A 15,420-nucleotide genomic window follows, 5' to 3' on the forward strand; every position below is an offset into this window, starting at 1 on the left:
TGAAGCCTTTTTTCTATCTAAATAAACAAGTTAGCTCTTAAGATCCTGTCTATGAATCCACAATAGACTGACCTTCAATCACAGTTACGCACGAATATGGTGTTCGGATATTTATAAGTCATTGAATAATTGAGAAAAAGAGAAGATTTGGATTGATAACGTGCCTTGAATCGGAAACAATGTGTGCTTGCACGCTTTTCAACTAAAAATTAGATCTAAACTGAATTATATGTATACTTTTCAGTTCGTTAGGTATGGTTTTTGAGGTGTGCTTAATACATCAATTCGCGCTGGCACGATATTAAAATGTTATGTGTATTGTCCAGAACATCAGCGACACTGCTTTGTTACACAATGTCGCCACTTTTTTACTACTCGAGAGTGCCAGCTAACTCAATTACTTTCTTCATATCATCCCAGTTCCAATACTTGCATTGTTGTCTGTTACCATTATCCATATTGTTAATGGTCTCAAGTATAAATGATTGATACTCTTCACTAATACTCGACTGCAATTCATCACGGTATGCTGAGCGGCTAGGTAACCTGTAAGTTGTTATAGGCTCTCCCCATTGATCTTGTCCAACATGCCTTGTATAGATGATATTGTTCATAGATTGCTTAATTAGATCCAAAAGAGTGAAATCTTCTGAAATTTCATAGTTCATTCCCAATAACGTAGGCTCAGGGGAATAGCGTTGGGTACGCTTGTTATATATGTCTTGCGATTTTTCGTGCTCAATCAAACCGATGAGCAAAGCAGGAAAGTTTATGTATTGCGAATTACCAGTTCGTTCCAACGTATTCATGGCGGAACGTAAACAAGATTGAAACTTGTTCATCAACTGGTCAATATCCCGAATGTGCAAGTCGTAGCCAACGGCAAGCAAGCTAACAATTTTGTTAATTGAATCCTCTAATCTGCCGTTAAACATAATAGGGAATAGTCGTAGGCGACTATATTGCTCATAGTTTATCCCAACTGCATTCAGGTATGCTTCAATGTCAGGTGAAGGCAGTGTTGCTTTTCGATCAAAAAACTTTTTGAGGTACTGCTTTGAATCAAAGTTATACCCGTACACTGCATTAATTGAGTGTGATAATTGATCTGTATCGGTCGCAATAAGGAAAACGAAGTTGTCTGTTTTGAAAAAATGCTTAATGACTTCGAGCATTTCAATTGCATAAGTAGGTCGGCATCGGTCTAGCTCATCTACCAGTACAACAACAGGGATTTCCGCTCCATAAGTTGACTTCAGCACCTCTGCTAGTTGAGACAAACATTCTCTGATTTTTTGAATAGCTTCAATTTGTTGCGAATACTCAGATGTTAGCTGCTTCATAAAATCGGCTGGGCTTTCATCAAAATACTTCATCATGGCATTCGAGCCAATTGTTGAGTCATCCAAATATTTCTTTGAAGCGTAGCCGACTACACCAACAGCTGTGGCTTTTATAGCTTTGCTTAGAAACTGCTTTAGGCGCTTAGTGTTTTCTTGACTACCAATACCGTTATTAAAGGATTCTAATTGGGTTAGTAACTCGCTAGTAATAACAGTTAAAGGCTCTTTCGAGAAATCGCTTTCCCAAGCATCAATATATATAACTGGGTGGCGCTCCTGAAGCAGGTGAGTATAAATGCGCTTAAGAAATTCGGTTTTACCTGCTCCCCAAGCTCCATTTAAATTAAGAACGAATCCATTGGTCTCGCCAACCAAATAACTGCTTAAAAACTCACCATATTCCTTTCGGTTCAGTTTGCAGTTTGCAAAATTGTGCGTAGTGCCCCAATGCTCGTATTTTGCTTTATCTAATATACTCAATGCTTTAGTCCGCCTAAAATAAAGGCTATTGTACCTTAAAAATCGGTTTAGTATAGTTGCACTGAGTTTATACACATACAAAGCATTTAAGAGTGATTCGCAACGCTTGGCAGTTTCGCTTCGCTCAAGTATAGCCAAACGCTGCTCACACCTTAATGCGGCTACTTGTACAAGCTGAAAATTTTATTGTCATTTAGGAGTAATTAATGGCACTTGTAGCAGATTTACTACACATCCCCCATGTTTCACCTCTTCAATTTACGGATAACCTAATGTCTTCATTTGTGTTGCAGACCGAAGAGGTAATCGAAGAGGAAATTAGAAAGTTCATAGAGAATGGGCCTGAGACACACGAAATAGAGCTAAGTGCTGAAGAAGGGATCTATAGTTATGTAGAGCATTATCAAGGACTTTCTGATGCAGAAGTGATGTTGGACGAGATCTTTAAAGAGTACTTTCCAAGTCTGCACCGACGCTCTGCATTTCAAACTATTTACAGTACTTACGAGGTTGAGCTTCAAACCTTGTGCAGTCGTTACCAAAAGAAAAAGCTTGGTGGGAAGTCATTTGATAAGTACCCGGGCTTAGGTTTGGTAAAAGTAAATAACTTTGTAAATCGTCATTTTCCTCAGTTGAAGAATAAGCCAGAACAGCAGCTAATTGATGTACTTAGAAAATTAAGAAATCAATGTATTCACCATGATGGGAAGGCATACAAGAATAGTGGTAATCCGATTGCTGAAATAGACGGATTAATTGAAAGCCACCCAACTCTGTTTCACCATGATGGGTTAGTCGCTATGGATGAGAATGGAAAAGTGAAAAAGTATGTTGATGGAAGCGAGCGAAGATGTGGTCAGTATGTGATATTTGAGGCGGGATGCTTAAATTTTGTGATTGAAGCATTTCAAGCGTACGTTGAAGCAATTGCAACTGAGTATAGAAAACGTACATAACAATGGCATCAAGGTGACGCTGGACACTCGGCATTTTTGGTATGGAGTCTGGTGTGCTTGGTAAGTTCATAGTGGCGCACCTTATGCCCAGAGTTATATTTAAAAAGTAAGCAAAGAGTAAATAATGATTAAGTTTACATTGATAGAAAATTCATTAGATTCCATCAAGTCTGGTATGGATTACCTTGACTATGCAGAGCAGAAACAAAGCCCAAGTCACTATAAAAAGGCTCTTCTTTCACTTTTTCAAGGTGCAGAGTTAATTCTTAAAGAAATCTTAGTACAGATAGACCCAATAATTATTTTTGATAAAAACTCATTGTTCCGTAATTGTAAATCACCACTTCAGCCAACCATAGAGGAGTTATTCGACTGCAAATCCAATGATATTAATGGCATTTGCCAAGAACTAAAAAAACATTATCCGGAACAATTTCAAAGAGCGAATCTGAAAGTTATTCAAGATTTAGCTAAAGAGCGCAATAAAATTCAGCACTTTGCGTTTGAAACTACCCCAAATGACTTGAAAGCATCATTACTTAAGCTCTATCTAATGGTTATAAAACCAGCTATGAAAATAGCGGGCGAGAAAGCTGCATTGGATACATTTGTCGAAGGGATCAATAGAATAAACTTTGATGAACAAGCAACAGATGTAGAAGAATCATTCTTAAACGTTAACAAGAGAGATGAATTTACAAAAGGTGGTTGCTGTCACTGCGAGAACTATTCACTCTTCGTAATCTACGATGGCGAGTCATTTCCAATTGCTTGCTATTGCACGACATGTGGTTTTGAACGTACTAATATTGATATGTCAGAGTTTTATGACTGTCCTGAGTGTTCAGCTCCTTCGGTAATTTATGATGAAAAGCTGGGAGCTGGTATGTGTCTTTGGTATCGATGTGCCGACTGTATGGAATCAATTAAAACAGACATGGTTCCATGTGATGACTGCGGTGGGTATCTGATAGAGGACACTTGTTTTAACTGCACAGTCGAAGATTAAATATAACAAATGCATCAACACGATTTGCTACATTCGGCATTCTAGATTTCTTTTGGTTTAGCGTGTTAAGTGGTTAATTTAGGCTCAATTTTCATTGCACACTAGGCTCTTAGGGAGACGGCACTTGATAACAAGAGTCGTCCGCCCGCCAGAAATGATTTAGGCAATAACCCTTGCTCCCGTTACTACACCTCTTGATATATTTACTGTCCGTCATCTTAGTCTTCCTTAAACAATTGGTGTTTTGTAACTAAATAACGGTGGCAGATAAGGTTGTATAAGGTAATATTTTGTTGCAGTACAGGGTTTATCCAAACCATAATTCCGTGCGAAAAGGGCCATTTTTATTACCTAGCTCACAAGCCTGATTCTTAGCGGTGTGTAATAGAAAGTAATGCAATACCTTATGAAGGTAAGCACCAACCCAAAGCATGCCTGCAATAGCACTAAATACAATCACGATAACGCCAGAGATAAGAATCGCGCGCTGTTTTACACGTTGGCGACCAATCTCATATGCCTTTTCAACTTCAACCGCGAATGACGCTTTCTCTTGCTCTTCTCGGCTGTAGCTTTGCACCGTTTTAATGTGTTCAATCGCTTCACCTGCGTAAGAACCCACATCAGACATCGAATCCTGACTTTGACGAGATAGGGCTCTGACACGACGCCCGTAGACAAGGATCGGGATCAAGATAAATGGCACCGAGGCCAATACAATCAACGTCAGCTTAATGTTGGTGGCAAACAGCATGATGATTGCACCAATACACATCAACGCGCTGCGCATCGCCATAGAGAACGATGAACCTATGATGCTTTGAAGCAGAGTAGTATCCGTTGTAATGCGCGACATGATGTCGCCACTGCCATTGGTTTCGAAGTAACTCGGATGCAGCGTCACGACATGATTGAAAACCGATAAGCGAATGTCTGCACTCACGCGTTCCCCAACAGAAGAAACCAAGTAGAAGCGGAAGAAAGTACCAATCGAAATCAACACGACCACGACCATGATGAACTGAATCGCGCTGCCTAAATCTGAAAGTGATTGTTGGCTAAAACCTTGGTCGATGAGAAGACGAATACCATGTCCGACTGAGAGGGTTAAGCTCGCTGTGAAGATCAACGCGATCAACGCAGCAATAACACGACCTTGATAAGGCTGAATGAATTTACTCAGCTCAAACAAAATACTGAGGCTTTTTTTCTCAGGTTTGGCATCGGGATTCTTTTGAGTCTGTCGCTGGTTTGAGTCGAGCGTAGAAGAGACATCGTTTTGCATATGACTGCCTTAATGTGTTGTCGCTTTAAAAATAGATGGCTTGTTGCTTGTTGCTTATGGCTAATTGCTTTATGACTTATTGCCTGTACTGCGCGTTATTCGCTGGGCAGTAATTGTTGTTGAGAATCGAACCCATTAAAGCATTTATTGCGCTGTGACGCTCCCCAGGAAACTCAATTTCCAATATTTCATCAACACTAAGTGAATAATTCGAAGCGACCTTAAAGGAAAACTAAGCATTTTGATCCAGTCAGTTGGATAGGGAACCAAGCTATTTAACCTTAATTTTTATGCAAGTAAATTAGCGTTGATAGGAGAGTGCACATATAAACAAGCAACCATGCGATGATTTATAAATTGATAGCAAAACGTTTGCTTTTTATCTCGATATTAGCTTTATCAATGGCTTGCGAGTTTTGGTTGTAAGACCAGTTATAGCGACTGTTTTTTGTGCAATATTTGTTACAAAAATTCAACAAAGTAGTTTTTTATACATTTTTCTTGCATAAAACCTCGGATTGAATAGAATAACCAATAAATGACAATTAATGCAGTATTGTGGCATGAGTATTCAAGTAAAGAGCATCAACAAATCATACGGTGATACCCAAGTTCTTCACGACATCAGTTTCGACTGTGAGAGCGGCGAAACCTTGGTATTGCTTGGCCCAAGCGGCGCGGGCAAGAGTTCATTACTGCGTGTATTGAACCTGCTTGAAATCGCGGACAACGGCGAATTAGACATTGCGAATGAGCAATTCGATTTTTCAAGCCAAATCCAAGAGAAGCAGGGGCTTAAACTTCGTCGTAAAGTCGGCATGGTGTTCCAGCAATACAACTTATGGCCACACATGACGGTGATGGAAAACTTGATTGAAGCACCAACCAAAGTGGCGGGTTTGGATAAGCAAGAAGCGATTAAGCAAGCGCAAGAAGTCCTAAAGACACTTCAACTTGCCGACAAAGCAGACGCTTGGCCACTTCAACTGTCTGGCGGTCAACAACAGCGTGTTGCGATTGCACGTGCGCTGATGATGAAACCGGATGTGTTGTTGTTTGATGAACCAACAGCGGCGCTTGATCCTGAGATCACCAACCAAGTCGTGAGCATTATTAAAGAATTGAGCGGAACGGGCATTACCCAAGTGGTCGTGACGCATGAAGTCGATTTCGCGAAGAAGATTGCTAGCCACGTTCTGTACCTAGAGAAAGGGTACATCGTTGAACACGGCACCAGCGATTCATTCGTTAATCCGCAGACACCTGAGTTTGCCGAGTATCTGACTCATTAAGTAAGTCACTTATTAAAAGAAAGTTGACTCACTAGATCTAGCTAAACACAACATCAATTAAAACAATCAAATTATAAGAATGGCCACAGGCCGCTATTACACAGTATTCGGAGTAACAAAATGAAAAAGATTCTACTAGCTTCACTTATCGGCCTTGCTTCTTTTAACGCAGCGGCTAAAGAAGAAATCAAATTCGCGATGGAAGCAACGTACGCACCATTCGAATACATGGATGAGAACAACCAAATTCAGGGTTTTGACGTAGACTTAGCAAACGCACTTTGTGAAGAGCTGAAAGCAACGTGTACTTTCCACAACCAAGCATTCGATAGCTTGATCCCTGCACTTAAATTCAAACGTTACGATGCGGCTATCTCGGCAATGGACATCACAGAAGCGCGTCTTAAACAAGTGAACTTCTCTAACGCATACTACGATAACTCTGCAGCATTCATTTCTTTCGAAGGCAAAGTCGCAGACCAAGCAGCACTAGAAGGTAAGCGTGTTGGCGTTCAAAACGGTTCTACTCACCAGAGCTTCCTACTTGAGCAAATGACTGGCGTAACAGCGGTACCTTACTCAAGCTACCAAGATGCATTCATCGACATGAAAAACGGTCGTATCGATTCTGTATTCGGTGACACAGCCGTTGTAGCAGAATGGTTCAAGAAAGAAGACAACCTAACGTACGTTGGCGATCAAGTAACAAACCAAGAGTACTTCGGTAACGGCTTTGGTATCGCAGTAAACAAGAGCAACCAAGAACTTGTAGACCAGCTTAACGTTGCACTTGCAGCAGTGAAAGCGAACGGCGAATACGACAAGATCTTCAACAAGTACTTCGGTAAGTAATTTATGGAATTAACGGGTTACTCTTTAGGGCTCGTCGAAGCAAGCTGGATGACTGTTCAGCTTGCGTTCGTAAGCCTATTGGTTGGATTGGTTCTAGCAGTTTTGTTTGCAAGTGGTGAGATGTCTCGTCGTATTGCAATCAAATGGCCAACGACTGCATTTGTGACGATTGTTCGTGGTTTACCAGAAATTCTGGTCGTACTGTTTATCTACTTTGGTTCGACACAAGTTCTGTTCATGATCACTGGCGACTTCATAGAAGTGAGCCCGTTCTTATCTGGTGTTGTTGCACTGTCACTTATCTTTGCTTCTTACGCTTCGCAAACCTTGCGTGGTGCATTAAAAGCAGTAAGCAAAGGGCAGAGAGAAGCAGCAAGCGCGCTTGGTATCTCTCAATCACGTTCATTCTTTCGTATCGTGTTACCTCAAGCGGTAAGACACGCACTACCAGGGTTAACCAACCAATGGTTAGTGTTACTGAAAGACACTGCATTAGTTTCGCTAATTGGCGTAACAGATTTGTTGAAACAAGCACAACTAACATCCGCTGCAACGCACGAAGCATTTACTTGGTACGCGACAGCAGCAGCAATCTACTTGGTCATCACTTTAATCACACAAAGATTGGTAAAAGTGATTGATGGTAAGTTCTCTATTCAAGGTTTGGGTAACAAAGGGGCAATGGCATGAATCAACAATACCTCTCTCAAATGCTTGAAGGCTTAGTGACCAGTCTTCAACTCACAGGCGCTTCATTGCTTGTTGGTTGTATCTTGTCACTGCTGATGACGGTAACGCTAATTCTAAGAATACCGGCGATTCACTGGTTCACTCGTGGCATCATCACGCTGTTCACTGGCACACCATTGTTGGTTCAAATCTTCTTGGTGTATTACGGCCCGGGTCAGTTCGATTGGATTCGTGAAAGCTTCATGTGGACTTGGTTAAGCCAACCTTGGTTCTGCGCAATGTTAGCATTAGCTTTGAACACCGCGGCATACAGCACGCTACTGTTCAGAGGCGCATTCAACGCCATTCCAGCAGGGCAGTGGGAAGCATGTCGCGCACTTGGTATGGACAAAATCGCAACGCTGAAAGTGTTACTGCCATATGCACTACGCCGCGCCGTTCCAGCTTACTCGAACGAAGTGATTCTAGTTTTCAAAGGTACGTCACTGGCAAGCACCATCACCATCATGGATTTGATGGGTTACGCTCAGCGTATCAACGGCCAAACCTACGACACACTTACTGTGTTTGGTATCGCCGGCGCATTCTACTTAGCAGTAAACGGCATACTAACGCTGATCTTCCGCCAAGTAGAGAAGAAAGCCCTCGCATTCGAAGCCGCGTAAGCTAGCCACAAACAAATTTAATTAACGTATAAAGCCTGCCATTTATGTTCGCATAAATGGCAGGCTTTTTTGTTTTTGGGGTATGCGCAGAGGTACTGTTTTTATATCTAGTAGAGCGGGGTTTTTGCGAAATTCATACTATATAGAAATATTCTGCATTTTGTCATTCAATGAGTCTATCTATGTTTTAAGTCACTGAATTGCTGTGATTAATCGTGGTAAATTAATATGCATATGAAACTAGATAGAATGATTCTGTATTTGAATGCAGAATTTTTCAGTCTAATAGCTGTTATGAATCAGGGAGACTTATGAGCACTATTCAAGAACAATTCGAGAAGTTCATTGAAGATTTGATTGCCGAAAATCCAGATAAAGCTAAAGATTTGGATATAGAAATGCTAATAGCAGATATAACACCTGATTTCGTAGATGCAATACGTGCATCATTGGCCAGTTCGATGCCAGAAATGCTTTCAAATCGCAGGTATGACTACAATTCATTTGCTGATAGGAACGTTGACAGGTGGAAGTCAGGCTTTGATCTTCTAGAAACTCATATCGTGATTTGTACTGAAGCAGGTGAAACCTTAAACTCTGAACATCGCCCTCAAGCAGCGGAACAAGGAGATTTGGTATTTGATCTTTTAGTTCGTCATCATGCGAGAGCCTGCCACATCGCAAATGAAATTTTATGCTTAATGAAAAATGGTTTCCCTGATGCAGCGCATTCACGCTGGAGGGCGTTGCATGAAGTGAGTGCTACTGCATTGTTTATCGCTAAACATGGTCAAGAGTGTGCAGAAAGATTTTACTTTCATGATGTTGTGGATTCCTACGATGCCATGAAAGAGCACCGGAAATATGAAAGCAGACTTCAAGCAAAAGCACCAACAGACACAGAAATACAAGAAGTAAAAAAGGTCTACGATGACCTAATTAAAAAATACGGAAAAGGTTACTCAGGACACTACGGATGGGCCGCTTATTTGTTTCCTGCGCATAATCGTGTTGGCTTTGGTGCAATTGAAAAAGACGTTGGTCTTGAGCACTTACGTCCTTACTATAAATGGGCAAGCCAAAATATTCACGCTGGCTCAAAAGGATTAAGAAATCGTTTAGCTCTCGAAGAATGTGAAGAAGATATATTAGTTGTGGGGCAGAGTAATTCGGGGATGACTGACCCTGCTCATGCGACTGCAATTAGTCTACTTCAAGTGACGAGTGCGTTACTTATGTTAAGACCGTCAATGGATGCAATTGTAATGATGCAAATTGCAACATGCTATTCAGATGATATTGGTAGTGAGTTTCTCAAGTTGTCGAGAAATTCTGATTCATAACAAGCAATTTAAGAGGGATTCCCAACGCTTGGCATTTTTGCTTTTACTCCAGTTTTAGTGTTTATGGCACAATGCTGAATCTTTGTATTGCTAAGCAAGTTAATTGGGAGTCATGCGCTACTCCAACTTGAGAAGGTAGTACAAGTGGAAACTAGAGTTAAAAAGTCGGTTCGGTATCTTACCTTGGGTATTCTTATCTACCCGTTTCTTTACATGATACTCAATTTTATTATCCCGATTCTAATGGCGATTTTGGGCGAAGTTGGTCGCTCGTTAGTTGAAATTCTTGAATATTTCACTTGGTTTATAATGCCTTTTTTTTCGGTGCTCTATTTGTTAGCTTTCTATCATTTTTCACCCATGTTAGGTAAGTGGCATCAATGGGTTGGGTATGCTTTGGTTTTTGCCGCTGTGCTAATGGAAATAGCGATGCCCTGGATGGAATCTGGTCTGGTGTTTAAGACAGCATCTTTTCTATGTCAGCTTTTCGAGATAGGCATTTTGGTTAGTTGCCTGTTCGTTTTTAGCAATAAGTTGAGGCCAAATTCTGAGCTTGGAAGTAACGTATAGCAAGTCTGAGCCTCATCTTACTAGATTGGAGTGCTTATTATCCATCCGAGCTGTTCAAGAGTGATTCACAACACACGGCATTTTAACTATGCCTTTGTATTAGCCATTTAAGAAGTATAAGGCTGCTTCGGCATTGCGTTACTCCGCCTTGAACAGGGCGCACCACTCATCGTGTTGAAATTCATATTGCATCCCCGTTTCAGGGTAAATCGAGACCTATTTCCTTGCCTGAGAAATGAGCAAAAGTAGTATGTGCTTTAGAACTCTACTTCTTTAGTCAATTTTTCAGGTAATACGTGAATATACTTCTGATCATACCTACAGTTTTTTTAACTAAATTTATTGGTTTGCAAATGGGATTCACCTATAACCTGTTTTCAGACCCGTTCAGTCTTAAACTTGCTCTGATTGACCTTGGTTTATTTGTCTTTGTCGGTGCACTTCTTAGTTTTATTTACGACAAGGTCAAACATGCACTCAAGAACGTCAGGAAAAATTAGCCTGACATAGCACTGAAAACGGATGCTCAACGGCGTTATTTTCGGCTTACTTCAATTTCAGTGTTTACGTCGCAATGATTTAAGATCTGTTCGTAACGTCACTCACACCTATACATTGTTTTGCTTTCTACGAGGGAATGAACATGAAAAAAGGAATTTTCAAGAACTTGAAGCTGGCATTAGGGATTGGCTTTGGTGTCGCAATTCATCAGTACTTTTTTATGACGGATGGTACGTTTGATTTCTATCGGCCAATTGTGGCGTTTGCTTTTACGTTTGTAGTGAGCAGCATTGGTACACTTCTAATAGAAAGAATCATGCGTAACAGGGAGGCTAAAGGGGAATCATGACTAAAATCTATTTCGTATGTGGCTTTATCGGTTCGGGTAAGACGACTTACTCGAAAGCGCTTGCAGAAAAGCATGGCGCCTTTCGTTTCTCAATCGATGAGTGGATGATTCCTTTGTATGGCGAGCATATGGAGCGTGAGGTTTTTGATAGCCGGCTGGCTACGTTACAAGGTTTATTCAAGGACTCTGCAATGCAGCTCTTTTCTTTGGGTGTCCCTGTGATTTTTGACTTTGGTTTTTGGCGTGAGTCTGATCGGGATTCTTTTACAAGCTGGGCATCAAACCTAGGTGTGGACAGCGAAGTTCACTATCTTGATGTTCCGTTTGAGACTTGCAAGGAGAGAGCATTCAGCCGTAACTCGGAACTGAATGGTAGGTCTTATGAAATGACACCTGAAATGTTAGATCTGTTTTGGTCTTGGTTTGAGGTTCCAACTTCAAACGAAAATGTTGTTTGGGTTCAACAGGAAGCTCAAAAAGGTATGTAGTTAGGCGCGCAGGTGAGAGGTGTTTTTGTTATCTAGCTTGTGTTCTAAGTCTTCCGTTACATTGGGTTTATGAAAGTCTGAGTCGTCCATCGAATAGTAGAGTAACAAGGGCATTTCTCATGCCGTATTTTTGGTAATTAGTTCTTCCTGTCGATTATCGAATTTGTCCTAAACCCACTATTAAGGCAGGGAACCCCAATGAATAGAACGCTATGGTTCGCACTCATTTCGCTTTTGTTTTCAATGACAATGGTATTTTGTACATACAGTTATGGCATAGAGAGCCACGTTGAAGTAATTACACTCACTTTAGTACTGTCTGGCCCTCTGATTTTTACATTTGCGCTTGTTGTCATTTTTTGTGGCGCACCAGTTATTAACAAGTACAAGTTACTTGGAACCATCGCAATTTGTGTGCATGGATTTACAGCCTCACTGCATGTGCTGTGGAACGGTTTTATGTTTGTCGATGTGATTAATAAACAAGGCTTAGGTCCGGGACAAGGTTATTCTGGTTTGATACTTTGGGTTGGTAGTATCAAGGCGATGCTACTTGGTTTGGTTGTGGGAGTATGCCTGCATTACTTGCTACGATTTTTTAGAAAGGCTGCAGTAAGATAACTGTTGGCTAGTTAGTTGATTGTTCGTTGTCTATAGGAGTTGCCACTGTGTTTTATAGTAAGGAATCCAACAAGGGATTGCTGCTCATCCTTGTTGCGATAAGTGCTTTCATTGTCGTTACCTCGGATAATAACCCTGGGACATTAATCGCTCACGCCATCAATGGTTTAATTGCTTTGCTCTTTTTCTCCATGACAATTGAGGTTAAAGACAATGTACTAAGCTGGTATTTCGGCTTTGGTTTTTGGCGTAAGAATGTAGAAGTGTCAGACATTACAGAGACATCGTTTTATCAAAGCAAGTGGTATCAAGGTATTGGTATCCGAATGCTGAGCGATGGTTGGTTGTATAATGCATCGATAGGTTCAGCGCTTAAGTTAAGCCTAAGCAATGGAAAGCATGTTTACATTGGTTGTAAGGATACGGACGGTTTAAAGCTGGCGTTGAAAACCGCTAACGAACAGATAACGCAAAAGTGATTTACGAGGCTTGGCACTTTTCGTTTTGAGTTGGACTAATTTTTAAGGCTGTATGCTTTAAGTGAGCTGCATTTTAATATCTCAACAAGTGGATCGGAGGTTCAATGGACCAAGCAATCAAAACACATTTCGACGAGTATCCCGATGATGTTCGAGCTCGGCTTGAAGAGTTGCGTTCATTAATCTTTGAGCTTTGCTCTGATTTGGAACTAGCTGAAGTCGAAGAGTCTCTGAAATGGGGCGAGCCGAGTTACAGCGTTAAGACGGGCAGCCCAATTCGAATCGACTGGAAATTGAAGTCACCAAACAACTATTACTTGTTCTTTAACTGTCAAACGAAGCTAGTCGACACATTCAGAGAATTGCACGATGGCACATTGGTATTTCAAGGTAATCGGGCAATCGTCTTGAACCTAACTGAACCACTTCCCAAAGCACCAATCAAGCAGTGCTTAGAGTTAGCCTTAACTTATCAACAACGAAAACATCTACCGCTTCTTGGCGCGTAATTCTTATGTGTTGTCATTATATTTCTTAAACAGGTTTTCTGTGTTCTAGCTATCACTCTTTAAAGTGCTAAGACTGTACCATCTTGATTAGTATCAAGAGGCTAGGGAATCTCTATAACCAACGCTGATTGTATTGCTTACCGTTTAAAAAGGTGTTCTAGTCACCTTGTATTTCAAACTTAAAAGGAAGTTGTATGAATTTAGATAAAGCCAAAAAACGTATCGCAAAGCAGGTTAAAAAAGGCGACCACGGATACCCAAAAATCACGTTAGCGTATTACGGGACGACCAAAGATCTCGCAACGGAAGTCGCGGTTCAATTTATGCTGGGTGAGGGCGATGGTGTTCAAGAAGAGCGTTTTTCTTGTGAAACCGAAATCCGAGATAATGAGTTAGTTCAAACGACGTTACTCAAGATAATCGAGCGAGCAAATGTTAACTCAGTGATTGAAGTTGAAGGCGTGGCTGTTCTTTAGTTTGCTTTGGTTTGGAAACGAAGCCAATACGAGTACTCAGGTCTATAATCCACATTTTTATCGAAGTAGGCAGGACACATGGCGATCTCGTTTGAAACTCAAAGACTAAAAGTAGAAGAAGTTGCAGGTGAATTTACTGTTCCTGAACGTTCGGCTCTACTTGAGCGAGTACCTGGCATTCTAACCCCATCAGTTGTTGAAAACCTTCCACCATACTTTCACGGTATTGTGTCACGTGAATTGGCTGAAATTTGGCTCGACCGAATGTTGTCGGAGAGCCGCTTACTTCAAGTGAAATCCAACGATAATCAATTGATTGGTTTTCTGTTCGCTTATGTAGAAGACGAAAGTGATGCTCATATTGGCTACTTGCTTGCAGAAGAGTTCTGGGGCAAGGGTTTAGCGAGTGAGTTACTGAAGAGTTTCATCACAGAAGTCGCAAAAACGGAGTCATGGTCCACACTGATTGGCGGTGTCGATCGTTCAAACATAGCCTCTGCCAACTTACTTAAAAAGCTAGGTTTTGTTGAGCAAGCCTCTGACGAAAGTGCTGTGGTTTTCTATGAATATAAGCTTTCTCGTCTTAACTCTTAATTCTTAACTCTGAGCTCTCAGCTCTTAATTTCTAATCCCTAACTCAAGCCACATCTGCGTTATACATTCATTGCCAATGTTTACGTCAATTGATAGGGAAGAAACCTTATTACACCATTCAACTGAGAACCGAGAGCAGCGAGTCTAGTTAACGTGGGCTAATTCGGCACTATGTGTTTCATTAGCGACTTTCCAATCGCCCCCTAAGGCTTTATAGAAAACAGGCTTTGTATCCACATTAGACCATACTGTTTTAGCGACCTCTACCATCTACCATTACGATGATGGTTTTAGAGATGATGCTCAGATCAGCGGCAATCCAAGACTTAACAGAACATAGGCTTAGTGCGTAACTGTGGTCAAAACCTACTTTACGACGTACATCATCAATACAGGTGTCGTAACCTTGATTCACTTGTGCGAGCCCTGTAATACCAGGCATCACACCGTATGTGCGGTCGGCAAAGTAAGGTATTTCGTTCTCTAGTTTGGTGTAAAAAGTAGGGCGTTCAGGACGTGGGCCAATTAGAGACATTTCACCTTTCAATACATTGATCAGTTGTGGCAGCTCATCAAGACGTGTCTTTCTTAAAAAGCGGCCAACGGGTGTGATTCGTGGGTCATTCGCGGTAGCCCAAACTGCACCAGAGCGAGTTTCTGCATCTTCGTACATGCTACGGAACTTCATGATCTCAAAGATTGCCATTTTCTCCGGTGTCGATTTACCAACACGCAGTTGACGGTAGAAAATAGGACCACGAGACGTAAGTGCAATCGCCATCGCAATCAACGGAAATACGGGCGCTAGCAAAATCAAAGCAATCAGTGAGCTTACGAAATCGAAAGTACGTTTAGCACGTGAGATTTTGTATTGGTATAGGTTTTGGGTAGATAGCTGTTCAATGTTCATCATAATAA

17 protein-coding genes and 1 pseudogene are annotated in these 15,420 nt (G+C 41.2%); 15 read left to right on the forward strand and 3 right to left on the reverse strand.

Annotation, left to right across the window (positions count from 1 at the left end; translation table 11 throughout):
- Nucleotides 1-371 precede the first annotated feature (371 nt).
- Nucleotides 372-1,823, reverse strand: a complete 1,452-nt coding sequence (locus AB6E51_RS15360) for a P-loop NTPase fold protein (RefSeq protein ID WP_372050076.1) — start codon at nucleotides 1,821-1,823, stop codon at nucleotides 372-374.
- A gap of 206 nt (nucleotides 1,824-2,029) precedes the next feature.
- Here AB6E51_RS15360 and AB6E51_RS15365 point away from each other — a divergent pair, with 206 nt between their 5' ends.
- Nucleotides 2,030-2,779: a hypothetical protein gene (locus tag AB6E51_RS15365; RefSeq protein WP_372050077.1), complete on the forward strand. Its 750-nt coding sequence runs from the start codon at nucleotides 2,030-2,032 to the stop codon at nucleotides 2,777-2,779.
- Nucleotides 2,780-2,903: 124 nt separating this feature from the next.
- Entirely contained in the window at nucleotides 2,904-3,788 is an 885-nt protein-coding gene (locus AB6E51_RS15370; RefSeq protein ID WP_372050078.1) for a hypothetical protein, read from the forward strand.
- Between the two features lie 418 nt (nucleotides 3,789-4,206).
- Here the strand turns inward: AB6E51_RS15370 and AB6E51_RS15375 are convergent.
- Nucleotides 4,207-5,073: pseudogene (locus AB6E51_RS15375) on the reverse strand (ABC transporter transmembrane domain-containing protein); the annotation flags it as partial.
- A 563-nt stretch (nucleotides 5,074-5,636) separates the two neighbouring features.
- Between AB6E51_RS15375 and artP the strand changes: the two are divergent.
- The 13 genes from artP to AB6E51_RS15440 all read left to right on the forward strand — a co-directional run bounded on the left by artP (nucleotide 5,637) and on the right by AB6E51_RS15440 (nucleotide 14,502).
- Nucleotides 5,637-6,365 carry an arginine ABC transporter ATP-binding protein ArtP gene (artP, locus tag AB6E51_RS15380; protein ID WP_032545343.1) on the forward strand — a complete coding sequence of 243 codons (729 nt, stop codon included), beginning with the start codon at nucleotides 5,637-5,639 and terminating at the stop codon, nucleotides 6,363-6,365.
- A 120-nt stretch (nucleotides 6,366-6,485) separates the two neighbouring features.
- Complete coding sequence (locus AB6E51_RS15385; RefSeq protein WP_017070691.1) at nucleotides 6,486-7,217, forward strand: lysine/arginine/ornithine ABC transporter substrate-binding protein; 732 nt, start codon at nucleotides 6,486-6,488, stop codon at nucleotides 7,215-7,217.
- Nucleotides 7,218-7,220: 3 nt separating this feature from the next.
- Nucleotides 7,221-7,907 (forward strand): arginine ABC transporter permease ArtQ, encoded by a 687-nt coding sequence (gene artQ, locus AB6E51_RS15390; protein ID WP_017078229.1) that lies wholly within the window; start codon nucleotides 7,221-7,223, stop codon nucleotides 7,905-7,907.
- Nucleotides 7,904-8,572: an arginine ABC transporter permease ArtM gene (gene artM / locus AB6E51_RS15395; RefSeq protein WP_017068344.1), complete on the forward strand. Its 669-nt coding sequence runs from the start codon at nucleotides 7,904-7,906 to the stop codon at nucleotides 8,570-8,572. Before artQ ends, artM begins: the two co-directional genes overlap by 4 nt.
- A gap of 311 nt (nucleotides 8,573-8,883) precedes the next feature.
- Nucleotides 8,884-9,915, forward strand: a complete 1,032-nt coding sequence (locus tag AB6E51_RS15400) for a DUF5677 domain-containing protein (RefSeq protein WP_372058635.1) — start codon at nucleotides 8,884-8,886, stop codon at nucleotides 9,913-9,915.
- Nucleotides 9,916-10,059: 144 nt separating this feature from the next.
- Nucleotides 10,060-10,485 (forward strand): hypothetical protein, encoded by a 426-nt coding sequence (locus tag AB6E51_RS15405; protein WP_372058637.1) that lies wholly within the window; start codon nucleotides 10,060-10,062, stop codon nucleotides 10,483-10,485.
- Nucleotides 10,486-11,128: 643 nt separating this feature from the next.
- A complete protein-coding gene (locus tag AB6E51_RS15410) occupies nucleotides 11,129-11,335 on the forward strand; it encodes a hypothetical protein (RefSeq protein WP_102333313.1) in 207 nt (68 codons plus the stop codon).
- Complete coding sequence (locus AB6E51_RS15415; protein WP_102333314.1) at nucleotides 11,332-11,823, forward strand: ATP-binding protein; 492 nt, start codon at nucleotides 11,332-11,334, stop codon at nucleotides 11,821-11,823. Before AB6E51_RS15410 ends, AB6E51_RS15415 begins: the two co-directional genes overlap by 4 nt.
- Nucleotides 11,824-12,021: 198 nt before the next feature.
- Entirely contained in the window at nucleotides 12,022-12,444 is a 423-nt protein-coding gene (locus tag AB6E51_RS15420) for a hypothetical protein (protein ID WP_102333315.1), read from the forward strand.
- A 26-nt stretch (nucleotides 12,445-12,470) separates the two neighbouring features.
- Nucleotides 12,471-12,923, forward strand: a complete 453-nt coding sequence (locus tag AB6E51_RS15425; protein ID WP_102333316.1) for a hypothetical protein — start codon at nucleotides 12,471-12,473, stop codon at nucleotides 12,921-12,923.
- A gap of 104 nt (nucleotides 12,924-13,027) precedes the next feature.
- On the forward strand, nucleotides 13,028-13,432 hold the full coding sequence (locus AB6E51_RS15430; protein ID WP_102320222.1) for a DUF1801 domain-containing protein: 405 nt from the start codon (nucleotides 13,028-13,030) through the stop codon (nucleotides 13,430-13,432).
- A gap of 194 nt (nucleotides 13,433-13,626) precedes the next feature.
- On the forward strand, nucleotides 13,627-13,908 hold the full coding sequence (locus AB6E51_RS15435) for a hypothetical protein (protein WP_017059577.1): 282 nt from the start codon (nucleotides 13,627-13,629) through the stop codon (nucleotides 13,906-13,908).
- A gap of 78 nt (nucleotides 13,909-13,986) precedes the next feature.
- Entirely contained in the window at nucleotides 13,987-14,502 is a 516-nt protein-coding gene (locus tag AB6E51_RS15440; protein ID WP_372058638.1) for a GNAT family N-acetyltransferase, read from the forward strand.
- Nucleotides 14,503-14,755: 253 nt separating this feature from the next.
- Here AB6E51_RS15440 and AB6E51_RS15445 read toward each other — a convergent pair whose 3' ends face one another.
- A complete protein-coding gene (locus AB6E51_RS15445) occupies nucleotides 14,756-15,415 on the reverse strand; it encodes a sugar transferase (protein WP_017080501.1) in 660 nt (219 codons plus the stop codon).
- Nucleotides 15,416-15,420 lie beyond the last annotated feature (5 nt).

It is taken from the genome of Vibrio sp. 10N.247.311.47 (genome assembly GCF_041467535.1).
GTDB lineage: Bacteria > Pseudomonadota > Gammaproteobacteria > Enterobacterales > Vibrionaceae > Vibrio > Vibrio crassostreae_C.